This is a genomic window from Lachnoclostridium sp. An14, assembly GCF_002160755.1.
In the GTDB taxonomy this organism is placed as follows: Bacteria; Bacillota; Clostridia; order Lachnospirales; family Lachnospiraceae; genus Lachnoclostridium_A.
This window is the reverse complement of sequence record NZ_NFLE01000015.1, coordinates 36,630-61,174: the sequence shown is the minus strand read 5'-3', so window position 1 is coordinate 61,174 and position 24,545 is coordinate 36,630. Positions and strand designations below refer to the sequence as shown.

The following is a 24,545-nucleotide window of genomic DNA, read 5'->3' as shown; positions in this document are numbered from 1 at the left end:
CTCCCGCCGGAAACTTTTTCGCCATAAGCGCCTCTGTCTCCTATGCACAAAAAACGGATGCCGGCGCCGCCCCTTCGTCTGGCAGCACCGGCATCCGTTCCGGCAAAAGACCGTCCGCTCCCGGCGTCCTTTTGCGCCCCGGCCCGCGGTCTTCTGGCTCCTTTACAGGTTTCCTACCCCAGAGCCACATCTAAAATCATCATAATCACAAATCCCACCGCGAACCCGATAGTCCCGATGTTGGAATGTTCTCCCTCGGCGGATTCCGGGATCAGCTCCTCCACCACCACATAGATCATGGCCCCGGCCGCGAACGCTAAGAGATAGGGCAGAGCCGGTGTGATATAGGCGGATAAAACCACCGTCAGAGCCGCTCCCATAGGCTCCACGATTCCGGAGGCCGCCCCGTAGAGAAAGGCTTTCTGCTTGCTGAACCCTTCCGTCCGCAGAGGCAGGGAAATAATGGCGCCCTCCGGGAAGTTCTGGATGGCGATTCCCAGGGAGAGGGCAAAGGCCCCCGTCAGGGTAATGAGCTCCTGCCCCTGCAGCATCCCGGCAAACACCACTCCCACGGCCATTCCCTCCGGAATGTTGTGCAAAGTCACTGCCAGCACCAGCATCGTGGTCTTTTTCCAGTCGCTACGCAGTCCCTCCGGCTCATCGTGATCCATGTGCAGATGGGGCACCAGCCGGTCCATCAAAAGCAGAAACAGAATTCCCAGCAGAAATCCCACCGCAGCCGGCAGAAACGCCAGCTTTCCAAGGCCCTCTGACATATCCATAGCCGGAATGAGCAGGGACCACACAGACGCCGCCACCATGACCCCGGAGGCAAAGCCTAAAAGCATCTTCTGTACCCGGGGCCGGATCTGGTTTTTCATAAAGAACACGCATCCCGCCCCAGCCGCGGTTCCCACAAAAGGAATCATAATTCCCAAAAATGTATTCATAAATTCTCCTTTCAACCATCGGATTTTCAAAAAGCGGTTTCTATTCTATCCTATCAGACTTTCCCCGTTTCGTCACCTGGTATTCCAAAATATTATTTATTATTTTTTTCATATTCATAAGTTTTCTAAATAGTCCATTTATGCTACAATAATATAATAAAGATACCAGGGTCAAAAGGTCAAAACATGAATACGTAGTGCGGAGCAATCCGGTATCAAAGGGGTCAAAATACCTTTTAACCCCAACATCTAACAAAGAACACGCCGCGGCGCGATCCCGCGCCGGAGATATTTCCATCACGGGATGCCGGAAACTCCTGAATGCCGGTTTCCCATGGTGTAAAAACGGAACAAACGCAAAGGAGGGGCCCCATGAATCTGAAAGAACAGCAGTACGTCTGCACCCTGGCAAAATACGGAAACATTACAAAGGCCGCCGCCAGCCTCTATATTTCCCAGCCCGCCCTCAGCATCTACATCAACAACCTGGAGAAAAACTTGGGCACTCCGCTTTTTGAGCGGGCGGGAAAACAGTTTATTCTCACCTACGCCGGCGAGCGGTATGTGGAAAAGGCCTGGGCCATGCTGCGCCTGGAGCAGGAGTTTGACGAGGAGCTTAAGGAAATCACGGGAAATTACAGTGGGCGCATCCGCATCGGCGTCCAGATCCGGCGGGCCCCCTGGCTGCTGCCTCCCGTCATTGCCGCCTACGAGCGGGAGTTTCCCAAGGTGGAAGTGATCCTGGAGGAAGGCACCATGGACTTTCTGGAGTACAAAAACCAGCATTTTGAGCTGGATCTGCTCCTCTGCAACGCCCACGAGGCCGATCCGTCCATGGTTTCCTACCCCCTGCTGAGGGAGGAGCTGCTCATCGCCGTCCCCAGATACCACCCCATCAATGAAAAGGCCGTCTATGTCCCCGGCTCTCCCCACCGCTATCTGGACCTGGAAAATCTCCAGGGGGAAACCCTCATTCTCCAGCAGCCTGTCCAGAGTATCCGCAAGGACGCCGACCGGCTCCTGGCGGAAAAGGGCGTCACCCCCGGCAAAATCCGGGAGATCCGCAGTATCGAAACCGCCATGCAGATGGTGGCGGAAGGCCTGGGAATCGGCTTTAACCGGGAAGGCTACGCCTACCACATGAAGTACAGCAAAGGAGTAAATTACTACGGCATTTCCGGGTGCAAAACCTCCATGGACCTGCTGCTCACCCACCGCCGCAGTATGCCCATTGCCGGATATATGCAGCGGATGATTGATATGCTCTTAGAGCGGGGACGGAATTTCTATCACTACAACTTATACTGATCATAAGTTTAATAAATTGTTTTTCCTTCTCATTTTATTGTATAATTATACAATCATTTTTAAAGGAGGGATTTCGTATGAGTAAACCCAAAAAGGCTTTCAAAATGCCTCACACCTTCGTGATCATCATTTTCATCGTCCTCATCGCCACGCTGATGACCTGGCTCATCCCGGCGGGCAAATACGTGAGATATGAAAATGCCGCGGGGGCCACGGTCATCGACCCGGCACAGTTCTCCTACATCGACCGCACTCCCGTGAACCCGCTGCTGATTCCGCTGTTCATCGTAAACGCCATGTGCAGCCGAATCGACCTGATGTTAGTCATCCTGTTCTCCGGCGGCGCCTTTGACCTGATCAGCAAGTCCGGCGCTCTCCACTCCACCGTGGCAAAGGTGGCAAAGATCTTCCAGAACCGGCTCTACATCTTCCTGCCGATTATGACTACCATCTTCGCGCTGATCTGCACCACACAGGGTGTAAACCAGTTTATCGCCTTCGCGCCGGTGCTAGTCATGATCACCCTGGCCATGGGCCTGGACTCCATCACCGGAGCGGCCATCATCCTGCTGGGCGGAGCCGTGGGCTTTTCCACCGGTACCTTAAACCCCAGCACCACCGTAGTGGCGCAGAAAATCGCGGAGCTGCCCACCTTCTCCGGTATCGGCTACCGCTCCGTCTGCTTTGTGGTATTCCTGGTGGTTACCAACATCTATCTGGTGCGCTATGCCCTTCGGATCCGCAAAACACCGTCCTTAAGCCCCATGTATGATCTGGACCAGCAGAACGAGCAGAAGAATCTGGACATCGACTCCTTCGGAGCCTTAAGCGCCAGAAAAGTCCTCATCATCGCGGCCCTGATCATCGCCCTGGCCGGCATCGTATACGGCAGCATCCAGCACGGCTGGGATATGCCTGAGATTGCCGCCACCTTCATCGGACTGGGCGTTGTGGTCGGCTTTATCGACGGAAGATCCCCGTCCGACATTTCCAAGCTTTTCGTGGAAGGCTGCAAAAAGATGCTGACCGCCGCCATGATCATCGGACTGGCGACCACCATCGCCAACATTATGAACGCCGGAAACATCGTGGACACCGTCGTTCACGGGCTGGCATCCGTGCTGTCCCACACCCCCAGCGTGCTCATGGCACCCGCTATGTACATCGCCAACACCCTGATTAACTTCGTAGTGGTATCCGGCAGCGGACAGGCAGCGGCAGTAATGCCCATCATGGTGCCCCTTTCCGACCTTCTGGGAATCACCAGACAGACCACCGTCCTGGCCTTCAACTTCGGCGACGGTTTCTGTAACTACATCCTGCCCCACTCCACCGCCCTCATGGGCATTATCAGCGCCGTAAACATCCCCTACGACCGCTGGATGAAATTCATGTGGAAACTGTTCTTAATCTGGGCTGTGACCGCCTGCATTATGACCTATATCGCCCAGGCCATCAACTTCGGGCCAATGTAACCCTATCACTCCATAAGGAAAGGACGGATCCTGTATGAAAGACGCATTATTTCAAAACATCGACGAAAAACGGGAAACCCTCACGGGAATGGCCGACTACATCTTCGACCATCCGGAGTACGACGGAAAAGAATATGAGGCGGCAAAGCTCCTTACCGATTACCTGAAAGAAAACGGCTTTACCGTGGAAATGGGCGTAGGCGGCTACGAAACCGCCTTCCGGGCCGTATACGAGAACAAAGGAGACGCTGCGGACGGGACATATATGCCCTCCATCGGCATCCTCTGCGAGTATGATGCCCTCATCGGCTTAGGCCACGGCTGCGGCCACCATATGCAGGGCCCGGCCTGCTTAGGCGCTGCCGTCGCCATCAAGGAAACCTGCACCGGTCTCCCTTACCGCCTGGTGGTCTACGGTACCCCGGCAGAGGAGACGAAGGGGGCCAAATGCACCATGATTAAAAACGGCTGTTTCCACGACATCGACGTGGCCTTCATGATGCACGGCTCCCCCACCACCTGCACCGACGTAAAATGCCTGGCGGACCAGTCCTTTAAAGTCACCTTCCACGGCAAACGGGCCCACGCGGCCCTGGCGCCGGAGCAGGGCCGTAGCGCCTTTGACGCTCTGCTCATCGCCTTCAACGGCATTGAGTTTTTAAGAGAGCACGTTCCGGACGACACCAGAATGCACTACACCGTGAGCCAGCTGCCCGGCCCCGCCAACGTGGTTCCCGTGGAGGCAGTAGGAAAATTCCACCTCCGTTCCTTCTCAAAGAGCAACTTAGAGAAGGTGGTGGCCCGTTTCCACGACATCATCAAGGGAGCTGCCCTCATCGCAGGGGTGACCTACGAGGTGGAACAGACCTCTGACTACTACAACAAGATCCCGGTGTTAAAGCTCAACGAGCTCCTTATGGAGAACGCCAGGCTGGCCGGAGCCCCCAGGCTTTCCCCACCCCGTGAGCGCACCGGCTCCACCGACTTTGGAAACGTGATGTACGAGGTTCCCGGCTCCTGTATCCGGGTGGCCTTCGTGCCGGAAGGCACTTCCTCCCACTCCCAGGAGTTCATTGACGCCGGAAAGACGGAGGATGCCCACAACTGCGTGATCTACGGCGCCAAATCCATCGCCGGGGCCGCCCTGGACCTGATCCAGGATCCGTCCCTCATGGATGCGGTAAAAGCGGAATTCACAGAAAACCAGAAAAAATTCCGGTAACCCGCAAAATCATTATTTAAAAGACAGCGAAAAAGGAGCCGCGCCCCAGGAATTTCTTCCCGGAGGCGCGGCTCCTTTTTCTCATCCGTTCCCCTATTTCCCCTTCCTGCCGTCCGTGGTATGGAGAATGGAAATCCCCGTAAATCCGTAAAAAATGGAAAACAGAGGCGTCAGCCACAAAAGCGGCACAAAGAGGATGTACTGGGACCAGGCCACTCCCAGGGTGCCGGCCATATAGATCCCGTACCCGTGCCAGGGAATCATGGGGCCTGCCAGCGTGCCGCTGTCCTCCAGGCAGCGGGAAAGGATTCTGGGCTCGATGTTCCTCTCCTGAAAGAGAGGCAGCATCAGCCGTCCCGTGAGCACATGGGACATGGGGCTGGAGGAACTCACCAGGCTGGTCACATAGCCCACCAGCAGGGTCGCCAGCACCAGGGAGCCGTCGCTGCGGATCCGCTTGGTAAACAGGGACAGCACCTTGTCCAGCACGCCCAACCGGTCTAACATTCCGCCCATTCCCACGGCGAAGGTGATGATGGCCACGTACTGAAGCATACTGCTCATTCCGCCGCGGTTTAAAATGGCCTTTAACACGGCGATGTCCGTATCGCTGGAAAAGCCGTTATAGGCCACGCTGAGCACGGACCGAAGGGAATTTCCCTGCACTGCCATGGCCACCGCCGCTCCGGCCACAGCGCCGATTCCCAGGGCCTCAAAGGCCCCCACCCGGAATAACAACAGCACAATGATAAGCGCCGCCGGCAGCAGGGTGACAAGCCCGATATGGAAACTCCCCTCCAGGTAGTCCACATACACGTTCAGATCGCCGGGATCGTAGCCGCCGCTGGTCTGACTGATTCCCAATACCGTAAAGATCACAATGCTGATCACCATAGGCGGCACCGTGGTCCACAGCATACTCTTTACGTGATCTCCCAGTTTCGCCCCCGCCACCGCAGGAGCCAGGTTCGTCGTATCAGAAAATGGGCTCAGCTTGTCTCCAAACATGGCGCCGCAGATCACCGCCCCCGCCACCATGCCGGGATTTAATCCCATGGCGTTTCCAATGGCCATCATCGCCACTCCCGCGCTGCCCGCGGAGCCGTAGGAGGTGCCGGTCACCATGCTGAGCACTGCCGTAAACAGCAGCGTAAAGGTGAGCAGGAAGGTGGGGTTAATGGCCTTTAAGCCGTACACAATAATGGTCGGTATGGTTCCCGACTGCATCCAGGAGCCAATGAGCACGCCGATGGCCATAAGGATGGCCATGGTAGGCAGCACCACCTTCAGGGCCTCAAAAGCCCCCTGATTTACGTATTTGTAATCAATCCGGAACACCACGCAGAACCCGTATATAATCAGCCAGGAGAAGAACAGGCCGATCATGGGCCCGCCCACCTTCATTCCCACGCATACCGCCACGGATATGATAATAAAGACCAGCAGCAGCGCCGACTGCCAGCCATTTAGTGTTTTCTGTTTCGTCTCGTTCATCTTTTCCCTCTCATTTCTGCCAGAATTTCCTCCCGCGGATGTTCCCCGGACGCATGGTTTCCTATGTGCCCGGAAATCTCCCCGCCGCGGACGTTCCCCGCCGGAAACGGCCTGTCCCTCTTTCCCGCTTTCCAGCTTTCCCGCTTTCCCGCGTCAGAGCTAAAGCCCCTAAAAAATGCGCGCGGAAACGTATCCACGCGCCGCAGCGCGGCTGCGTCAGCAGCCATTTCCCTCCAGGCAAAACACGCCGCCTTCGAGGGTCTTTGTGTCACAGGAACGCCGTTTCTTCCCGCGGCATAAACACAGTTTCCCCGGAAACGCGTCCTCTCGGGCCGCGCTCCGGGGTCTGCTTATCTATGTAGGATTTTAAATCAGGCTAATTTATTCGTACTCTACCACGTCAAGCCATTTCTCCAGGAGCTCTTTCTCCTCCGGAATCGCCTTGGTCAGACGGGAGGCAGCCACGATGGGCAGCCATCTCTGCACATACTGTTTCGCGGTGTCGCTCATATCGCAGAACAGGTTCATGTACATCTCCGCCAGTTTCGGATCCTGAAGGGTCAGGAGCAGATAGGTGGTAGCCGCGTCAGCAGACGCGTTTCCCTGGGTGGCATGGGACCAGTCGAGAATGTAGTACGTTCCATCCTGTCCAATCACCACGTTGGTGGGGTTAAAGTCGCCGTGGAGCACCTTCTTATGCTTGGGCATACTCTCCAGACGGGTGCTTAACTCGTAGCGGGTGGTGGCGTTTACAGCCTTTAAGCTGTTGATGCGGCCGCTCATTTTGTCCTTCATCTTATTTAACAGGGGAGCGGTCTTGTCATGGATCTCCAGCTGGATCTCCACAAACTCCTTCATGTACTTCTCTACGTTCTCCGGCTCCTTTGCCATCTTCTCGGCTAAGGTCTCCCCCTCAATGTAGTCGGAAATGATGGCCCAGTTTCCATCCTCAGTCACGGTAACGCCGTGCACCTTCGGGATCGGCAGGCCCGTCTCCTCAACTCTGGCCTGGTTTAATGCCTCGTTGAGCACGTCTGTCTTGGGATAATTGGTATCAAAAACCTTCCAAACCTTGTCTCCAACCTGGTAAATTACCTTGTGGGTCCGTGTAGCAAGAATCTTATCCGTTTTCATTTTGCTATCTCCTTTCCTTCTCCTTATTTATTTGCCGTAGTAAGCTTTCAGGTACATATCCTTGATCTCGCTCATCAGCGGGTATCTCGGGTTCGCACCGGTACACTGGTCGTCAAAAGCATTTTCTACCATTTCATCCAGAGTGTCAAGGAAATATTTCTCATCCACGCCGTAGTCCTTGATGGTGGCCTTGATTCCAACTGCCTTCTTTAACTCCTCGATCTTCTCGATGAGTTTCTTCACAGCCTCGTCGTCATCCTTCGCCTGGATGCCGCAGAACCGCGCGCACTCGGCGTATCTCGCCTTGGTGTGCGGATACTCATACTGCGGGAAGGTACCCATCTTCGTCGGAACCTCAGCGGAGTTGTACTCTACGATCAGGGAGATCAGCAGGGCGTTGGCAACGCCGTGGGGCAGGTGGTGGTAAGCGCCTAACTTGTGAGCCATGGAGTGGCACAGTCCCAGGAAGGCGTTGGCAAATGCCATACCGGCCATGCAGGAGGCGTCTGCCATCTTCTGGCGGGCCTGCACGTTGCTGCCGTCGTTGTAGCAGGTGGGCAGGTAGTCAAATACGTTCTTCATCGCCTTTAATGCCAGGCCGTCGGTGTAGTCTGTCGCCATCACGGACGCGTATGCCTCCAGAGCGTGGGTCAGAACGTCTACGCCGGACGCGCTGGTTAAGCCCTTGGGCTGGCTCATCATGTTGTCGGTGTCCACGATTGCCATGTTCGGCAGAAGCTCGTAGTCAGCCAGCGGATATTTTACGCCGGTCTCCTGGTCGGTGATAACGGCGAAGGGAGTTACCTCAGAACCCGTACCGGAGGAGGTGGGGATGGCTACAAAGTAGGCCTTCTCTCCCATCTTCGGGAAGGTGTATACACGTTTCCGGATGTCCATGAAACGCATTGCCATATCCTGGAAGTCTACTTCCGGATGCTCGTACATTACCCACATGATCTTGGCCGCGTCCATAGCGGAACCGCCGCCCAGAGCGATGATCACGTCCGGCTTGAAGGCGTCCATAGCCTTTGCGCCAGCCTGGGCGTTTGCCAGGGTCGGGTCGGGCTGAACGTCGGAGAAGGTGGTGTAAACGATTCCCAGCTCATCCAGCTTGTCGGTGATCGGTTTCGTGTATCCGTTCATATATAAGAAACTGTCTGTTACCAGGAAGGCACGTTTCTTTCCAAGCACATCTCTCAGCTCGTTTAATGCAACCGGCATACAGCCTTTCTTAAAGTATACCTTCTGAGGCGCTCTGAACCACAGCATATTCTCTCTCCTCTCCGCCACTGTCTTGATGTTCAGCAAATGCTTGATGCCTACGTTCTCGGAAACGGAGTTGCCGCCCCAGGAGCCGCAGCCAAGGGTTAAGGACGGAGCCAGCTTGAAGTTGTAGAGGTCTCCGATGCCGCCCTGAGAGGACGGAGTATTTACAAGAATACGGCAGGTCTTCATAGCAGCCGCGTGCTTTGCCATCTTCTCTGTCTCATTGATATTGATGTACAGGGAGGAGGTGTGGCCGTAACCGCCGTCCGCAACCAGTCTCTCTGCCTTCGCGATGGCCTCGTCGAAGTCCTTCGCCTTGTACATAGCCAGTACGGGAGACAGTTTCTCGTGGGCGAACTCCTCGGAAATGTCCACAGACTCTACCTCGCCGATCAGGATCTTCGTGGCCTCCGGAACATTTACACCGGCCAGAGCCGCGATCTTGTGGGCGGACTGTCCTACGATCTTGGCGTTTAACGCGCCGTTGATGATGATGGTCTTTCTCACCTTATCCAGCTCGTCAGCCTTTAAGAAGTAGCATCCTCTCTCCTGGAACTCCTTCTTCACCGCGTCGTATACGGGAGCCAGCACGGTCACGGACTGCTCAGAGGCGCAGATCATGCCGTTGTCAAAGGTCTTGGAGTGGATGATGGAGTTTACAGCCAGTTTCACGTCTGCCGTCTCGTCGATGATAACCGGGGTATTTCCTGCGCCTACGCCGAGAGCCGGTTTTCCGGAGGAGTAAGCAGCCTTTACCATGCCGGGGCCGCCGGTGGCCAGGATGGTGTCAGAACCTCTCATAACCTCATTGGTCAGCTCCAGGGACGGAACGTCGATCCAGCCGATGATGCCCTCGGGAGCGCCGGCCTTCACCGCTGCGTCCAGAACCACCTTCGCCGCTGCGATGGTGCAGTTCTTCGCGCGGGGATGGGGGGAAATGATGATGGCGTTTCTCGTCTTTAAGGCAATCAGGCTCTTGAAGATCGCCGTGGAGGTGGGGTTCGTGGTGGGGATAACCGCCGCGATCAGGCCCAGGGGCTCCGCAACCTTCTTGATTCCGAAGGCTTTGTCCTCCTCGATGACACCGCAGGTCTTCGTCTCCTTGTAAGCGTTGTAAATGTACTCTGCCGCGTAGTGGTTCTTGATGATCTTGTCTTCCACCACGCCCATGCCGGTCTCCTCCACTGCCATCTTGGCCAGCGGGATCCGCATCTGGTTTGCTGCCTTCGCAGCCTCAAAGAAGATCTTATCCACCTGCTCCTGGGTGTACGTCGCAAAGACCTTCTGAGCCTCTCTCATCGCTTTCATCTTCGCGATCAGAGCGTCCACGTTGTCGATGATTTCTGGTACCTGTACTGCCTTTTCCTTTGCCATGATTCATCCTCCTACATTTTTATTGGTTTCGAGTAACTTTCCTGATTTGTTTTCGTTATTTATTTAACGATTTCATTATAGTCTAATGTTAAAAAAATGTCAATTATCAGTAATGTGGATATTTTTCCCCATTCCAGGGGTTCCTTTGGCTATTTTTACCTTTTTCTATTTGTGCCGCCGGTGAAAATCCTGTCTGCCGCGGCGGGTGGGGCGGGTAAAAATGGGGGATTTGAGGGATTTTTTACAGGAAAACGGAGGGATGAGGGATGGAATGAATGGGGCAGGAAGGAGAGGAAATGGGGAACGTAAGGGGAAAAACAGGGGAATTATAAGGGATTGCGGAAGATTTTTTTAGCGTTTCGGGCGGGATTTTGAGATGTTTTTAACTTATTTAAGGATAATTTTGTCTGGAAAATGCCGTATTATTGTTACATTTTTAACGATTTTAAGGCAATTTTCAAGGCACCGGAAGGGGGTGTTTCCACTGCTCTGCGCCTTGTTGGTATGCGGGGGACGCATGGCCGGTCAGGCGGCAGAGGCATTGGACAGCAGCCGGGTTCCGTTTTATAATAAAGGCATGGAGATATTTACTATAGAAGGGAGACGATCTTATGTCAAAGAAACTGGTTGCTTATTTTTCCGCCAGCGGCGTGACCGCCGGGGTGGCAAAGACTCTGGCGGAGGCCGCCGGCGCGGACCTTTATGAAATCCGGCCGGAGACGCCCTACACAGACGCGGATTTAAACTGGATGGATCAGAACAGCCGCAGCAGCGTGGAGATGAAGGATCCGGATTCCCGCCCCGCTATCGCCGGGGACATACCGGATGTGCGGGACTACGACGTGATTTTCCTGGGCTTTCCCATCTGGTGGTACACCGCTCCCACCATTATAAAGACCTTCCTGGAAAGCGGGGATTTCGCCGGAAAAACCATTTTCCTGTTCGCCACCTCCGGCAGCAGCGGCCTGGGGCACATCGCCAAGGATCTGCAGCCAGTCTGCCCCGGCGCGGTGATCCGGGATGGAAAGCTGTTAAACGGCAGGCAGACCAGGGACGGCCTGGCGAAGTGGGTGGAGAGTCTGGGCGTGTGATCAAAAGCCCGCGGGCGCGTACACCGGCGCTGGGCGCGGAGGCGTCAGCAGCCACTTCCTGCGCGAGGAAGGCGCCCGCGCCGGAGGCTTTTATGCCACGGCCATAGAAAACGCTATTTCCCATGATGAAAAGTGTGCGCTGCAGCGCCACCCGCGCCGGAGCACGGCTGGGCCAGCCGTCAGTTTCCTACTACAATAAAAACAGGGACAGATACCAAAATTCCCCCGGTATCTGTCCCTTATTTGTATCCCTTATTTCTGTCCCTTATTCCTATCTCAATTCTGTCCGCTGTTCTGCGTTCCTCCGACGCTGACTCCCTTCACCTGCCACAGATAATCCTCATACGCCTTCTGCAGGCTGATGTCCGCGGAAAGCTTGGCGCTTTCGGCCTGGAGGTAAGCGAGCTCGCCCTGAAGGTACTCCAGACGGCCGATCATACCTAACTGGTATTTCTGATCCAGGGCGGCGCGGTCCTTTTTAGCGGCCTGCCAGGAGGCGTCCGCTCCCTCCCAGGTGATCACCTGCTGCCGGAGAGTCTCATAGAGGCTTTCCATGGAAATCCTCACCGCCGTCTCCGCGTCGCTTAAGTTCCGGTCCCGCATATCCTGCTTGACGGTGCTGCCTGCCCGTCCCTGGTGGCGGATGGAGATCAGCTCATAGTTGTTGTTCACGGCCTTTTCCGTGTCGGCGGCCAGATCCAGGGCGGCGATGGCATCCAGATCCGGCACAGGCACCGCACCGATCTCAATGTCCGCGTCATAGTTCCAGCCTGTCATGAGGCAAATGCTGCTGCGCAGGCTGGCGCGGTTGTCCTCGGCGGCCTTTAAGCTGGCTTTGGCCGATTCCAGGCTGTTGGCGGCGGATTTCACATCTGCCTCTGTGGCCATCCCCAGGCTCTGCTGGGTCACGGTAGAGTTGTAGGCCGCCTCCGCCATCTCCACGGCCTTCGCCGCCACTTTGCAGCCCTGGTCCAGCTGGACGTAGCCCTGCACCATCTGCTGCACGCCCCTGGTGAGCATATCTTCCGCGGAGACAATGCTCCTCTGGGTGGACATCCGCTCTGACTGCTCGATCACGTCCTTGTACTGGTTGGCGATCTGCACCAGGATTGCGGCGTTCATTTCATAGGTCATGTAGGTCTGAAGATCTCCCTCGTCCTCCGCCTTATCCGCCTCCCGGCGCAGCTCCGCCGCCCGGTCCTTGTACTCCGTCATGCCGTTTCGGTAGACAGCCAGGGAGTCGTCCATGGTGAGCTGCGCCTGCTTCATACTGGGGTTATAGATGGACACCAGGGCACGGATCTCCCCGTACTCCAGAGTATTGTCCAAAAGCTTTTCCTGGGTGGCCTCGTCGTAGTCGGAAAGGGAGGCCGCCAGGGCCGCCGCCGGGGAGGAAATGGCCATAGCCGCCGCCAGCCCCAGACAGCAGGCATACAATCGGTTTCGTCTCATACGCGGCCTCCTTCCTAGCTCAGGGCCAGATTGCCCTTGAGGGCCCAGTCATAGGCATCCATGGAGCCCTGCAAAGACAGCTCCTTGATCCGGAAATCAGCCTGCTTGCCCACATAGCTGTTCTGGGCCTGAAGGTATTCCAGGCGGCCGATCATCCCCAGCTCATATTTCTTCTGGGCGACAGCCATATTGGATTCCTCCAGCTCCAGGGCGGTTTTCGCCTGGCTGTAGGCGTCTCTGGCCTGGAGCACGTCATTGTACAGGTCGGACAGGCCGGCCGCGATCTTCTGCTCGTCGTTTCCAATGGTCTGCTGCTGAATCTGACGGTTGGCGGAATCGTTGGAGTTTTCCAGTTTCCGCTTGTCGATCATCAGAGTGTAGTTGGTCTCCAGGGCTTTTGCCAGATCTGTCTCCGGGTTCATGGCGTCAATGCGGGTTACGTTCACCTCCGGCATCTGGGCGATCTCCGGCTCCGCGTTGTAGGCCCAGCCGGTCATCACCTGAAGGTTCTTCTTTACCGACTGGATGCTGCTCTCGATGGTGATGATCCCCGCCTCCGCCGTCTTTACCGCCTCCTGAGCGGTGAGGACCTCGTTGGCGGTGGCCATTCCCAGGCTCTGGCGGGTCACGGTGGAATTATAGGACGCCTCCGCCAGCTCTTTGCCGGACTGGGCGGTCTTTAAATTCTCCTGGAGCTGGTAATACTGGTTCATCAGGTTCTGAGCCGTGCTGGCAAGGGCCGCCTCCGCCTGATCGTACTGCCACTTGATAATCATGCCGTCGGAAATGTTGTCGTCGGCCATCTTCTCCATCTGCTTGGCCTGAGCCTGGGCCGACTCCGCGGCGGAGTAGAGCATGGCGTATCCGGCATCGTCGGACGACGGCCACTCAATGCTGGCGTAGAGCTCCTCCGCCGCGTCCCGGTAGTCGTTAGCGATCTCGTTGGCGTCCTTGCCCTTGTAGTCCTCGTAGGACACCAGGTTATTCTGAACGGTGGAGTTGTACTCGTGAATCAGATCGGGGATTTCCCCGTATTCCAGAGTGTTGTCTCGGATCGTGGCCCACTCCTCGGCCGTCCTGGCAAACTCCGGGCTGGCCGCCAGCACATTCACCGGCGCCCCGGCTGCCAGGGCTGCCGCCATGGCAAGGCAGCACAGCCCGGACCGTCCGTCGCGTTTTCCTCTCATTTCATTTCCTCCTTAATCATCGTTCCAAACTTCTTGTTTCTTCTTTTTATTCATCACAGAATAGTAGATCGGCAGCATCAGGAGCGCCAGCACTGTGGATGCGCCAAGGCCGCCTACGTTTACCAGGGCCAGGCCCTGCATCATCTCTCCGCTCTGTCCGTATGCCATCGCCATGGGGATCATGGCGATCACCGTGGTCAGGGTAGTCATGAGGATGGGACGAAGTCTGGTGGCTCCCGCCTCAATTAACGCCGTATTCATATCCATTTCTCTCCGGTACTGGTTTACCGTATCCACGTAGAGAATACCGTTGTTTACCACCGTTCCCACTAACATCAGGAAACCTAACAGGGACGGCATACTGATCTTTACGTCCGCCAGATACAGGAACCCGAAGGAACCGATCAGGGAGAACGGGATGGTGGTCATTACCATGACGGAGAACTTCGGCGACTCGAACTGGGCCGCCATAACCACGAATACCAGGAAAATGGCGATGGCGATGGCCTGAATCAAAGCCGTAAACTCCTCAATCATCATCTCATCCACAGCGTTCTGAGCTATGGAAATATTGGCCGTCATGCTGGGATCCACAACCTCCCTGGTCAGGGTCTGTTTCGCCGCTGTCTTATCCGCCGCGGCCTTATCGGTATAATCCGCGGTGATGGTCACCTGATACTGCTTGTCGGCACGGGTGATGGTCTGCGGACTGTCCTCAAATACCACGTCCGCCACATCTGTCAGGGGCACGCTCTGCCCATAGGCGTTTGTGAGCACGATGCCCTTTACCTGGTCGATGGTCTTATAGTCGTCCTTCGGATACTCCACCATGACGCTTACATCCTCGCCGTTTACCTCCAGGGTGGTGGCCTCCACGCCGGAAAGCATCATGTTTACGGTGGAACCCACCTGAGCCGCGGACAGCCCCTCGGCCGTGGCCTTTACCGGATCCACGTTGATCTTTACGATGGGGGCGGAGTTTTCCAGGCTGGAGTGGACATTGGTCACATCCTCCCGCCCGTTCATCGCCTCCACAATCTGATCGGAAACCTCTTTCAGCTCGTCATACTGGGTACTCTCCAGGATGAAATCCACGGAATCGGCGCTGTTTGTCATCATGCTGGTGGTGGAAGACTCCTCCACCGTCACGCTGCAGTCCGGAAGGCCGGTCAGATGGCGTTTCCACGCTCTGGCCACATCCTTCGTCTCCATGGTGCGGTCATCCTTTAAGTAGGCGGAAATGGACGCTGAGGAGCCGGACAGGCTGCCCAGGCCGGAACCGCCGTAGGACAGGCTGTAGGAATCCAGGTTTTCATCCTGAACGATGTAGTCCTCAATCTGTTTCAGCAGGCCGTCCGCCTTTTCTAAGGTCAGGCCCGGCCGCATATCCACGCTGATGGAAATCTGTCCCTGATCCACGGAGGGCATCAGCTCAAATCCCAGTTTCGTAGCCAGGAAAAGGGAAAATACCAGCAGGGCCAGGGAAGTAAACATAACCGTTTTCTTCTTCGGAAGGAGCTTTTCCATAATGTTCCGGTAGCCGTCCTGAAGGAGCTTTACCGGGCGGGATAACGGAGCGCTCTGTTTTTCTCTGGGCCGGTACATCATGTAGCACAGGGGCACGATGGTCATGGCCGAAATCAGGGACGCCACCATACAGAACACGATGGTAAAGCCCAAGGGCTTAAACATCTGCCCGGACATTCCCTGTAAGAAGGCCAGGGGCAGGAATACCACGCAGGTGGTGGCGGTGGAGCCGATGATGGAGTTGATCACCACGCCGGCGCCGTTTAAAGCCGCCTCCCGGTACTCCTTAAAGCCTACGTTGTCCGTGGCCCTGAAACAGCTCTCCAGCACTACGATGGAGTTATCCACCATCATGCCGACGCCCAGCACCAGGCTGCCCAGGGTGATCACGTTCAGGCTGAATCCCATAAGATTCATCAGGATCAGGGACGCCAGGATGGAGATCGGGATGGACGTACCTACGATGAGGGATGCCTTGATCTCTCCGAAAAACAGGAAGATGATCACCATGGAAATGATAATGGCCATGATCATGGTCTGGTAAACGGAGGAAAGGGATTCCTCAATGTTCTCGCTGGCGTCATAAATGGTGACCGCCTCCAGGCCGGGAGTGGTCGCCGTCAGGTTATTAATGGCTCTGGTCACATCCTCTGACATCTCCACGGCGCTGCTCTCCTGCTGTTTCTTAATGGAAAGGGTCATGGTGTCCTGGCCGTTGTAGCGGCCGATGCCGGAGGCGTCCTCCAAAGTGTAGCCGATATTGGCCACATCCTCCAGATAGATGATGTCGCCGCTCCCCACTGTGATGGGGATGGTCTTTAAGCTGTCCACCGTGTCAAAGGACATTCCCGTGGTCACGGAGAGATCCTGGCTGCCCACCTCTGTGGAGCCGGCCGGATAGGACAGGCTGGAGCTGGCCAGGGCCGTCACCAGGCTGTTCATGGTCAGATGGTACTGATTCAGTTTCTCCGGAATCACTTCCACCTGAATGTACTGCTCCTGACCGCCGCTCACATCAATGCTGGCCACGGAGGAGAGCTTTTCCAGCTCCGGCACCAGCTCGTTGTTTACGTAATTATAAAGGTTCGTTGCTTCTGAATTGTTAATGGAAAGCATCATGCTGGCCGTATCGTTGAAGTTAAATTCCATGATGGAAGGCACTTCCACGTCGTCCGGCAGATCCAGGTTATCCATCTTTTTCTTTAAGTCGTTATAGGCTTTATCCATGTCGGTGCCGTATTCGTACTCCAAAAGCACCAGGGACATATTTTCCGCTGACATGGAGGTGGTGCTGTTGATACCGTTTAAGGTTCCCACCTCGTCCTCGATGGGCTTCGTCACCAGCTCTGCCACGTCCTCCGGGCTGGCCCCGGCGTAGATCGCGCTGACTACCATCATGGACATATTCATTTCCGGCGTCAGCTCCATTTTAGAGGAGAACACCGAGGTAATACCGAAGACGATCAGGCACAGGACCACCAGCACGGTGGTGACTGGCCGTTTTAATACTGCTTTTGTCAATCCCATAGGTCACTGTCCTCCTTACTGCTGCTCCGCGGCTGTCGTTTCCTGTACGTCTGTCTGGGTCTCGCCCTCCAGCGCCGCTGCCGCTCCGTCCCGCAGCTCGGAGTTCCAGGTGGTCAGGACCATATCGTCTCCGTTCAGGCCGGAGAGGATCTCTGCCTTTTCGGAATCGTAGATTCCCACTTCCACCGGAACCTTGTGGATGATTCCGTCTTCATATGTATAAACGTAAGCGTCGCCGCCCTCATAATAAACCGTGTCCACCGGCACCGTCATCACATTGACCGCCTCCTCGGACACTACGGACAGCTTTACCGTCGTTCCCGTAGCCAGCCCCTGGGCTCCCGGCAGCGTGCCTTTCACGGAAAACAGGCCGGTGGCGGCGTCTACCATGGAGCTCACCTCGGTGATGGTTCCGTCATACTGGCTGCCTCCCTTTTCCACCTGGATGGGGTCTCCTAGGGAGATAACAGCCGCGATCTTCTCCGGCACGGCAAATTTTACCATCATGCCCTCGCCGCCGGAAATGACGCACACCGGCGCCTGCTGGGAAATGAGGTCGTGTACCTCCACGCTGCAGCTCTCCACCACACCGGCGATGGGCGCTGTGATGGTGGTGTACTCTGCCTGGGTGTCATAATTTAACTTTGCCGCCTCATACTGAAGCTGGGCCTGGGACGCCGCCGACTGCACCTGCTCAAAGGCCTGGGCGGAAATGTCTCCGCTGGCGTAAAGGGCCTGCATTCTGGCCAGATTGGTCTGGGCGTCGTTCATGGATACCTGAGCCGTTTCCATGGTGATTCTGGCGCTGTCCAGCTGTTTATTGTCAATGGTCAAAATCGCCTGGCCCTGCTGGACGTGATCCCCGGCCTTTACGTAGACCTCTTTGACCTCTCCCGCCAGCTTCGGAACCACCGATACCATGTCGGACGGCTCCACCGTTCCCGTCAGCTCCCGGTACAGGGTAATACTCCCTGTGGACGGCTGCTCCGCCCGGACCACCGGCACCGTGGCCGGATCTGCCAGCTCCTCTTTTTTCAGATACCTGGGCAGCACCATGGCAGCCAGCACTCCCACTATTACCACTCCGGTGATGATTTTTGCACTTGTTTTCATAATATCCTCCTCTAATTCTCCTTGTGCTCCAATACTCCGTATTTTAACATATCCATTTTCCGGAAAAATGATCTCCTGATCAGCTCCAGCTCCATGTTGTCCTTGTACTTCTGCGCGAACGCGATCAGCAGGATCAGCATACAGCACTCCATCATTTCATGAAAGTCCTCCGGCGAGGTCAGCCTCATGCTGCTTTTGTCCATATGCTCATAGATCCATTCATCCATTTTCTCTCCGCCTTCGCAGCCTCTCAGAATGTCTTTTATGAAGCTTTCCGCCTCTGCGTAAGCCATCACATTCTTAAACAGCCCCGCCAGGCGGCCCGTGTACTCCCGATACAGGATCTGACGAAAAATGTCCTCCATCATCTTCCAGAAATCACCGTGGTTTTTCAGAAGGCTCTGCTTGCAGAACTCCAGGTACTGAGTCTTTGTATCCTGAAAGATATAACGAAGTACATCCGTTTTATCTTCAAAATATGTATAGAAACTTCCTCTGGAAATTTCTGCCTTCTTGATAATCTGGTTGATGGACACGCGGTCAAAGGGAACTCTGCTGAATTCATCCACCGCGGCCAGGAGAATGGACATCTTTTTCTCCTCCGGCAGCCTGTAAAACCGTTCCGTTGGCATTCTCTCCCGTCCTTTCTGTTAAGGTTCATTTTGCCACCCCAGGTGACAACCTGTCACTCATTATAGTGACACCCTGTCACCTTGTCAATACGGCCGCTGGAAATTTTACAGTTTTTTAATATATGGGAAACGGCACCGGGAACGCGGTTTCCCGGGACGCAAAAAACGGACAGGCCGGCGCGGCCCCATATTCTCTCCCGGGGCCGCCGGTCTGTCCGCGCAGCAAATGATTTCCGCAATTTTTATATCCGCAGCAATTTCCACATTGTATCTGACAACGTCTAAAATTTTCCGCCTATGGCCGCGGTCACGCCTGTTTCTGGCGGTCCAGCATCTCCTTTAAGGCCTCGTCGCTGTCATCCACCCAGACGTCCTCCTCGTCGGCGTTCAGGCCCAGAAATTCTGCCAGGCGTCGCTCGTCGTCGCTCTCGTTCCACTCCTCTATGTACAGGTCGATGTCCTCAAATGGGATCTCGCCCGCCAGGTATCTCTCCTTAAACGTCATCCGTTCTCCTTCTCCGTGATGTTTCTCGCCACCGTGATTTCCTGATTGTCGATGTGCTCTCTCATGGCCTCCTTGGCCTCGGCCACCTTCCGGTCCCGGATGGCCTTTAACACACGCTCATGCTCCAGAATCAGGATCTTCCTCTTATCCGCGTCCTTGATGTACTCCAGGCGGTAGCGGTACATCTGCTCCCGCAGGTTGTTTAGCATCTGAATCAGTTTGGCGTTCTGGGTGCCGCTGTAGATCACGTCGTGGTAGTGCTCGTCTGTCTCCGCGATCCTCATGGCATCCCCGTCGGCAATGGCCTTTTTAAACTCGTCCTGGGCCTTCTGCAGCTCGCCTAAATCCTCCTCCGTCATCCTCTGGCAGGCCAGCTCAATGGCCAGCTCCTCCAGGGCGCGGCGCACCTCCAGCACGTCCCGCAGGCTTCTGGCGGAGATTTTGGCCACCTCCGCTCCCTTTCTGGGGATCATTAACACCAATCCCTCCAGCTCCAGTTTCCGGATCGCCTCCCGGATGGGGGTGCGGCTCACGCCCAGGCGCTCCGCCAGCTGAATCTCCATCAGCCGCTCGCCCGGCTCCAGCTCTCCCTTTAAGATCGCCTGGCGCAGGGTGTTGAACACCACGTCCCGCAGAGGCAGATATTCATTCATCGTAACCTTTAAATTATAATCCATTGGAAACCTCCCTGTTGTTGAAAAAATTGGTGAGATAGACCTGTCTGACCCGCCTGGACAGGCGGCCATTGCGCAGCGTCCAGTAGGCTTTCTTGGCATCGGACTCATTCTCAAACAGACCGAACACCGTGGGGCCGCTGCCGCTCATCATGGCGTTTATGGCGCCGCACCGGAGCATAGCCTGCTTGATGTCCCCGATGACGGGATAGCGCTTTTCCGTCACCAGCTCCAGCACATTTCCGAATTTCCCCGCCATTTCCCTCAAATCTCCTGCCCGGATGGCGTCTACCAGGCCGTCGATGTCCGGATGGTCCTCCGGCCGCAGGTCGTTGGCGTGGAGGTTTTCATAGACCCATTTCGTGGAAACATTGATGTTGGGCTTTGCCAGCAGGACGCGGCACTGGGGAACCGGCGGCAGGGGCGTTAAGATTTCCCCGATTCCCTCGGAGAGAGCCGTCCCGCGCATCAGGCAGTAGGGCACGTCCGCCCCCAGCTTTACGCCTCGTTTTTTCAATTCTTCCATGTCCAGCCCCAGGCCGAACATCCGGTTCAGTCCAAAGAGCACCGCCGCCGCGTCGCTGCTGCCGCCGGCCATGCCCGCCGACACGGGGATGAACTTTCTGAGACGGATTTCCACGCCTTCGCGGATGCCGAATTCCTCCATCAGAAGGTTCGCCGCCTTCCACACCAGATTGTTTTCATTGTTGGGGAGATAACTCAAATTTGTTTCAACATGGATTCCGCCACGGCCATTGATCCGCAGATCCACGCTGTCAAACAGCCCTACGGTCTGCATCACCATCTTCACCTCGTGATAGCCGTCCTCCCGTCTGCGGAGCACATCCAGGCCCAGGTTGATCTTTCCGTGGGCTTTCAGACCCATATGCTTTATCATAGGCACACCACCCGATTGTATTTGTTCATTATTTTGTATACAATATATTATATCCCAACTATTTCGAAAGCACAAGACCCTATTTGACGGTTTTTCGCGGTTTTTGCAGGGCTTTTTTCCCAAATGGCACGAAAAAAGAGGGCTGGGGCAATCCGGCGGGTTAAATGGGAAACGCCCTATGGCATTTTATAATGTAAAATATCTCCTTCATTCTCCAGATCCGGCTCCCGCTCCCGCACAAAGCCCAGGGAGGCGGCCAGGCGCTGGGACGCGGTATTTTCCCGGTGAATTCTGGCGTACACCGGGAGGCCAAGCTCCCGTTTCTGCCATTCCAGGGCCGCTTTGCAGCCCTCCTTTCCGTAGCCCCGCCCCCGCCAGGGGGCGAAAATGTGGTAGCCCAGCTCCAGACCCTCTCTGCCGTCCTCCGGCAGGCCAAAGCCCAGCCGCCCCACGATCCGGCCGCTCTCCCGCTCCACCGCCGCCCAGATGCCGAACTGGAAAAAGGGGTATTGGCGGCGGATATAGGCTAAGAAGGTTTCCCGGTTTTGAAAGACAGCGGCGTCCGGGCCGAGGCCGTCCGAATCCTCTGCCGCCGCCGCCATTTCCTCAAAATCTCCTTCCCCAAACTCCCGCAGGATCAGCCGCTCTGTCCCGGCGATCACCCAGGGCAGGCCCAGTTTCCTCCTGGCCACCCGCTCTAAAAACTCCTCATCCGCGTCCTCCGGCCGCTCTATCGCGAAGGCGGCGGGCAGAAACTCCCCGCCTTCCCTCCACAGGGCAACGGAGGCCCTCCCGGCCGCGTCCGCGGCCAGAAGGGCCTCCTTCTCGTCAGAAATCACGACCGTGCAGGGCATTCCATCCACTGTTACTGTCCGTTCTTCCCGCATATGCTCATTCCTTACGCTTTCTCCGGCTCCGGATAGTCCACGCCGAAGGTCTCCACTGTCATTTTGGCGATCTTCTGCTCCTTCATGGGACGGTCGCTGTAATCTGTGCGGACATCCGCGATCTTATTCACCACGTCCATGCCCTCCGTCACCTTTCCGAAGGCCGCGTAGGCGCCGTCCAGATGGGGAGAGGTCTTGTGCATGATGAAGAACTGGGATCCGGCGCTGTCCGGGTGCATGGCTCTGGCCATGGAGAGTACGCCCTCCGTGTGCTTTAAGGGGTTCGGGAACCCGTTCTGGGAAAACTCTCCCTTGATGGTGTAGCCGGGGCCGCCCATGCCCGTGCCCTGGGGGCATCCGCCCTGGATCATAAAGCCGCTGATCACCCGGTGGAAGATCAGGCCGTCGTAGTAGCCTTTCTTCACCAGGCTGATAAAGTTATTTACCGTGTTGGGAGCGATTTCCGGGTACAGCTCCGCCTTCATCACGTCTCCGTTTTCCATTTCAATGGTAACAATCGGGTTTGCCATGTTCAATTCTTCCTTTCCTGAATGGATATTCTGCTTTCGCTTTCCTGTCCAGTATACCATCCTGGAAGGCGGCGCACAACTAAAAAGTGTGCGCAGCCGTGCCGCAACCGTGCGCCTCCCGCCGGAGCGCGGCCGCGTACACTCCCGGCAAAACGCAGAGGCAGCCGCCGGTTTCCCCGCGAAAGACACGCCCTGCCATTCATTCTTCCCGGGCGGCGGGCCCGTCCCGCCCTGTCCAGGACCGCTCCGCCGCCTCCACCAGATCCTCGATGAGAATCAGGCCGATGGGCCCCAGGATAAAGCCCAGAAACCCGAACAGCTGCCAGCCCACATAGATGGCCGTCAGGGATTCCAGCGGCGTGAGGCCGATTTCATTTCCCATGATCCTGGCCTCCATAAACTCCCGCAGGAAATAGCAGACCACGTAGATCGCCGCCAGCCCGGCGGCCTGGCCCCAGCGCCCTCCGGCGGCGGCAAACACAGCCCAGGGAATGAAAATCGTGCCTGTGCCCAGAACCGGCAGGGCATCCAGAATCCCAATGACGATTCCCAGCATAATATAATAAGGGTTCCCCAGCAGCCACAGGCCGGCCATGCACACCAGGATGGTGAGAATCAGGGCCATGCCCTGGGTCTTTAAATAGGCTCTGCCCGCCGTGGCCAGCCGCTCCCCGATCATGGCGTACTCTCTCCAGAAAATGGAGCTGTCCCTCCGCCGTTTCAAATCCTCCATCTCCTCCAGGGAGAGAATGGCCGCCAGGAAAAACAGCACACTGACCACCATAAACTGAACGGCCCACTCCAGCACCGCCATGGAGTTTTCCATGAGAAAGGGCATGGTCGCCTGTTTTAAGCTGCCTCTTAAACCAGACAAAAGCTCTCTCGCCAGCTGCACCAGGCAGCCAGGGCGAAGGCTTAGAAATTCTTCCATGCTGTGGCACCTTCCGGTGAGCCACACATCCAGGGCCGCGATCCAGTCCGGCAGCCGCTCCGACAAAAGGGCCGCCTCCCGGCAGAGTTTCCACAGGCCCCAGTAGGCCAGCGCCCCCAGCACCGCCGTCACGACCAGAAGCTCTGCTCCGCCGATCACTCCCACAGGAAGACGCCATTCCCGCCCGTGGAAACGGATCCGCAGGCGGCGGTGGAGCCAGTGGGCCGACGGCTTTAACCCCAGAGCCACGATATAGGCAGCCAAAAAAGGAACTACGAGAGGGAGCAGGTACTTAAACCCTGCATAAACCACTCCCGTAATTCCCACAATCAAAAAAATCTTCTTCAGTTTCTTGCTCGGTCTGACCATGGCTCCCACCTGTTTCTGATTTGTACTTCCTTTGTACAGTCTCTAGTATGAAACGGCGGGCAGGAAAATATGCTTCCTTATTTTTTCAGCGGATTTTGTCGAAAATATGGGAGCGCTGGGGGCGTAATTTTTTTTACACGGTTTCCCGCTCCTCATAGCGCCGGAAGGCCCCGGCCGCGGGACGGCCAGAAAAGCTCATCCGCTCTCCGGTAACCGGATGGAAGAATTCCAGGCGGCAGGCGTAGAGGGCCAGCGGTTCCGGCCTGCGAAACCGGCGACTGCGGCCGGGGATTTCCAGGTTTCCCGGAATGGATGCGGGTGCGCCGGGTTCCCCATCCTTTGGGACTCCGTACTTTTCATCCCCCCAGAGGGGCAGCCCACGGGAGGAAAACTGGACCCGGATCTGATGATGGCGCCCGGTGAGCAGTTCCACCTCCACCAGGGACACCTCCGTTCCGTCCAGCAGGCCATGGCTGAGGGTTTTATAGCGCAGCTCGGCCCGTTTTGCCCCGGCTGTCCCCTTATCCACAACCCGTGAATAATTGTTTTTCTCATCTTTCAACAGAAAATCCACAAAGTTACCCACATTATCCACAGGTTTTCCACATATGATGGACAGATAGGTTTTTTTCATGGACCGGTCCTGAACCTGCTTACTTAAAGATGCCGCGGCCTCTTTCGTCTTGGCGTACACCATGATTCCCCCTACGGGCTTGTCCAGCCTGTGGATAACTCCTACGTAAGGTTCCTCCGTTTTTCCAGAACGGGCCGTGGATAATTTGTGGATATGTTTTTTGATCTCGCTGACCATGTCCGGCTCCAGTTTTCTGGTGGCCTGGGACTCCAGTCCGGCGGGCTTTTCCGCCACAATAATGCTTTGATCTTCAAATAAAATGTTGAGCATGAGCTGATTTCTCCTTGACATTCCATGGTTACGGATGTATAGTATATAAAAACATTGTACGTAGTTTTCATTACTACATTATGTAGTTGTTCTTT

The 24,545-nt window shown here is 56.0% G+C and carries 20 protein-coding genes; 4 read left to right on the top strand and 16 right to left on the bottom strand.

What is annotated here, in order from left to right:
* Positions 1-173 precede the first annotated feature (173 nt).
* Positions 174-950 carry a ZIP family metal transporter gene (locus B5E84_RS10305; protein ID WP_087222382.1) on the bottom strand — a complete coding sequence of 259 codons (777 nt, stop codon included), beginning with the start codon at positions 948-950 and terminating at the stop codon, positions 174-176.
* A gap of 372 nt (positions 951-1,322) precedes the next feature.
* On the opposite strand from B5E84_RS10305, the gene B5E84_RS10300 reads away from it, so the two are divergent.
* The 3 genes from B5E84_RS10300 to B5E84_RS10290 all read left to right on the top strand — a co-directional run bounded on the left by B5E84_RS10300 (position 1,323) and on the right by B5E84_RS10290 (position 4,955).
* Positions 1,323-2,258: a LysR family transcriptional regulator gene (locus B5E84_RS10300; RefSeq protein WP_087222380.1), complete on the top strand. Its 936-nt coding sequence runs from the start codon at positions 1,323-1,325 to the stop codon at positions 2,256-2,258.
* A 77-nt stretch (positions 2,259-2,335) separates the two neighbouring features.
* Positions 2,336-3,733 carry a YfcC family protein gene (locus B5E84_RS10295; RefSeq protein WP_242963342.1) on the top strand — a complete coding sequence of 466 codons (1,398 nt, stop codon included), beginning with the start codon at positions 2,336-2,338 and terminating at the stop codon, positions 3,731-3,733.
* A 34-nt stretch (positions 3,734-3,767) separates the two neighbouring features.
* Positions 3,768-4,955, top strand: coding sequence for a M20 family metallopeptidase (locus B5E84_RS10290; protein ID WP_087222378.1), 1,188 nt, complete (start codon positions 3,768-3,770; stop codon positions 4,953-4,955).
* Positions 4,956-5,048: 93 nt separating this feature from the next.
* On the opposite strand, the gene nhaC is transcribed toward B5E84_RS10290, so the two are convergent.
* From nhaC to adhE, 3 genes are all read right to left on the bottom strand, one after another.
* The gene (gene nhaC / locus B5E84_RS10285; RefSeq protein WP_087222376.1) at positions 5,049-6,449 is read right to left on the bottom strand and encodes a Na+/H+ antiporter NhaC; all 1,401 of its coding nucleotides are present in this window, start codon (positions 6,447-6,449) and stop codon (positions 5,049-5,051) included.
* Between the two features lie 381 nt (positions 6,450-6,830).
* Positions 6,831-7,583 carry a phosphotransferase family protein gene (locus B5E84_RS10275; RefSeq protein ID WP_087222372.1) on the bottom strand — a complete coding sequence of 251 codons (753 nt, stop codon included), beginning with the start codon at positions 7,581-7,583 and terminating at the stop codon, positions 6,831-6,833.
* Between the two features lie 27 nt (positions 7,584-7,610).
* A complete protein-coding gene (adhE, locus tag B5E84_RS10270) occupies positions 7,611-10,223 on the bottom strand; it encodes a bifunctional acetaldehyde-CoA/alcohol dehydrogenase (RefSeq protein WP_087222370.1) in 2,613 nt (870 codons plus the stop codon).
* A gap of 611 nt (positions 10,224-10,834) precedes the next feature.
* Here adhE and B5E84_RS10260 point away from each other — a divergent pair.
* Positions 10,835-11,314, top strand: a complete 480-nt coding sequence (locus tag B5E84_RS10260; RefSeq protein WP_087222366.1) for a flavodoxin — start codon at positions 10,835-10,837, stop codon at positions 11,312-11,314.
* A 276-nt stretch (positions 11,315-11,590) separates the two neighbouring features.
* On the opposite strand, the gene B5E84_RS10255 is transcribed toward B5E84_RS10260, so the two are convergent.
* The 12 genes from B5E84_RS10255 to B5E84_RS10200 form a co-directional block, all read right to left on the bottom strand.
* On the bottom strand, positions 11,591-12,766 hold the full coding sequence (locus B5E84_RS10255; RefSeq protein WP_087222364.1) for a TolC family protein: 1,176 nt from the start codon (positions 12,764-12,766) through the stop codon (positions 11,591-11,593).
* Between the two features lie 14 nt (positions 12,767-12,780).
* Positions 12,781-13,953 (bottom strand): TolC family protein, encoded by a 1,173-nt coding sequence (locus B5E84_RS10250; protein WP_087222362.1) that lies wholly within the window; start codon positions 13,951-13,953, stop codon positions 12,781-12,783.
* A 12-nt stretch (positions 13,954-13,965) separates the two neighbouring features.
* Positions 13,966-17,007, bottom strand: coding sequence for an efflux RND transporter permease subunit (locus tag B5E84_RS10245; protein ID WP_087222360.1), 3,042 nt, complete (start codon positions 17,005-17,007; stop codon positions 13,966-13,968).
* Positions 17,008-17,022: 15 nt separating this feature from the next.
* On the bottom strand, positions 17,023-18,120 hold the full coding sequence (locus B5E84_RS10240; protein ID WP_087222358.1) for an efflux RND transporter periplasmic adaptor subunit: 1,098 nt from the start codon (positions 18,118-18,120) through the stop codon (positions 17,023-17,025).
* 11 nt (positions 18,121-18,131) lie between these two features.
* On the bottom strand, positions 18,132-18,752 hold the full coding sequence (locus B5E84_RS10235) for a TetR/AcrR family transcriptional regulator (protein ID WP_087222356.1): 621 nt from the start codon (positions 18,750-18,752) through the stop codon (positions 18,132-18,134).
* A 307-nt stretch (positions 18,753-19,059) separates the two neighbouring features.
* The gene (locus tag B5E84_RS10230; RefSeq protein ID WP_087222354.1) at positions 19,060-19,257 is read right to left on the bottom strand and encodes a hypothetical protein; all 198 of its coding nucleotides are present in this window, start codon (positions 19,255-19,257) and stop codon (positions 19,060-19,062) included.
* Positions 19,254-19,934 carry a GntR family transcriptional regulator gene (locus B5E84_RS10225; RefSeq protein WP_087222352.1) on the bottom strand — a complete coding sequence of 227 codons (681 nt, stop codon included), beginning with the start codon at positions 19,932-19,934 and terminating at the stop codon, positions 19,254-19,256. The genes B5E84_RS10230 and B5E84_RS10225 overlap by 4 nt, the downstream gene beginning before the upstream one ends.
* Positions 19,924-20,829, bottom strand: a complete 906-nt coding sequence (gene ispE / locus B5E84_RS10220; protein WP_087222350.1) for a 4-(cytidine 5'-diphospho)-2-C-methyl-D-erythritol kinase — start codon at positions 20,827-20,829, stop codon at positions 19,924-19,926. The genes B5E84_RS10225 and ispE overlap by 11 nt, the downstream gene beginning before the upstream one ends.
* 176 nt (positions 20,830-21,005) lie before the next feature.
* Complete coding sequence (locus B5E84_RS10215) at positions 21,006-21,716, bottom strand: GNAT family N-acetyltransferase (protein WP_087222348.1); 711 nt, start codon at positions 21,714-21,716, stop codon at positions 21,006-21,008.
* A gap of 11 nt (positions 21,717-21,727) precedes the next feature.
* Complete coding sequence (locus B5E84_RS10210; protein ID WP_087222346.1) at positions 21,728-22,246, bottom strand: peptidylprolyl isomerase; 519 nt, start codon at positions 22,244-22,246, stop codon at positions 21,728-21,730.
* Positions 22,247-22,445: 199 nt separating this feature from the next.
* Positions 22,446-23,546 (bottom strand): AI-2E family transporter, encoded by a 1,101-nt coding sequence (locus tag B5E84_RS10205; RefSeq protein WP_087222344.1) that lies wholly within the window; start codon positions 23,544-23,546, stop codon positions 22,446-22,448.
* 133 nt (positions 23,547-23,679) lie between these two features.
* Positions 23,680-24,450 (bottom strand): RluA family pseudouridine synthase, encoded by a 771-nt coding sequence (locus tag B5E84_RS10200; protein WP_087222342.1) that lies wholly within the window; start codon positions 24,448-24,450, stop codon positions 23,680-23,682.
* Positions 24,451-24,545: the final 95 nt, after the last annotated feature.

What these genes read in the sequence shown, in the direction of transcription:
- B5E84_RS10305 (WP_087222382.1), bottom strand. Translation starts at nt 950, where the DNA reads ATGAATACATTTTTGGGAATTATGATTCCTTTTGTGGGAACCGCGGCT.
- B5E84_RS10300 (WP_087222380.1), top strand. Translation starts at nt 1,323, where the DNA reads ATGAATCTGAAAGAACAGCAGTACGTCTGCACCCTGGCAAAATACGGA.
- B5E84_RS10295 (WP_242963342.1), top strand. Translation starts at nt 2,336, where the DNA reads ATGAGTAAACCCAAAAAGGCTTTCAAAATGCCTCACACCTTCGTGATC.
- B5E84_RS10290 (WP_087222378.1), top strand. Translation starts at nt 3,768, where the DNA reads ATGAAAGACGCATTATTTCAAAACATCGACGAAAAACGGGAAACCCTC.
- nhaC (WP_087222376.1), bottom strand. Translation starts at nt 6,449, where the DNA reads ATGAACGAGACGAAACAGAAAACACTAAATGGCTGGCAGTCGGCGCTG.
- B5E84_RS10275 (WP_087222372.1), bottom strand. Translation starts at nt 7,583, where the DNA reads ATGAAAACGGATAAGATTCTTGCTACACGGACCCACAAGGTAATTTAC.
- adhE (WP_087222370.1), bottom strand. Translation starts at nt 10,223, where the DNA reads ATGGCAAAGGAAAAGGCAGTACAGGTACCAGAAATCATCGACAACGTG.
- B5E84_RS10260 (WP_087222366.1), top strand. Translation starts at nt 10,835, where the DNA reads ATGTCAAAGAAACTGGTTGCTTATTTTTCCGCCAGCGGCGTGACCGCC.
- B5E84_RS10255 (WP_087222364.1), bottom strand. Translation starts at nt 12,766, where the DNA reads ATGAGACGAAACCGATTGTATGCCTGCTGTCTGGGGCTGGCGGCGGCT.
- B5E84_RS10250 (WP_087222362.1), bottom strand. Translation starts at nt 13,953, where the DNA reads ATGAGAGGAAAACGCGACGGACGGTCCGGGCTGTGCTGCCTTGCCATG.
- B5E84_RS10245 (WP_087222360.1), bottom strand. Translation starts at nt 17,007, where the DNA reads ATGGGATTGACAAAAGCAGTATTAAAACGGCCAGTCACCACCGTGCTG.
- B5E84_RS10240 (WP_087222358.1), bottom strand. Translation starts at nt 18,120, where the DNA reads ATGAAAACAAGTGCAAAAATCATCACCGGAGTGGTAATAGTGGGAGTG.
- B5E84_RS10235 (WP_087222356.1), bottom strand. Translation starts at nt 18,752, where the DNA reads ATGCCAACGGAACGGTTTTACAGGCTGCCGGAGGAGAAAAAGATGTCC.
- B5E84_RS10230 (WP_087222354.1), bottom strand. Translation starts at nt 19,257, where the DNA reads ATGACGTTTAAGGAGAGATACCTGGCGGGCGAGATCCCATTTGAGGAC.
- B5E84_RS10225 (WP_087222352.1), bottom strand. Translation starts at nt 19,934, where the DNA reads ATGGATTATAATTTAAAGGTTACGATGAATGAATATCTGCCTCTGCGG.
- ispE (WP_087222350.1), bottom strand. Translation starts at nt 20,829, where the DNA reads ATGATAAAGCATATGGGTCTGAAAGCCCACGGAAAGATCAACCTGGGC.
- B5E84_RS10215 (WP_087222348.1), bottom strand. Translation starts at nt 21,716, where the DNA reads ATGCGGGAAGAACGGACAGTAACAGTGGATGGAATGCCCTGCACGGTC.
- B5E84_RS10210 (WP_087222346.1), bottom strand. Translation starts at nt 22,246, where the DNA reads ATGGCAAACCCGATTGTTACCATTGAAATGGAAAACGGAGACGTGATG.
- B5E84_RS10205 (WP_087222344.1), bottom strand. Translation starts at nt 23,546, where the DNA reads ATGGTCAGACCGAGCAAGAAACTGAAGAAGATTTTTTTGATTGTGGGA.
- B5E84_RS10200 (WP_087222342.1), bottom strand. Translation starts at nt 24,450, where the DNA reads ATGCTCAACATTTTATTTGAAGATCAAAGCATTATTGTGGCGGAAAAG.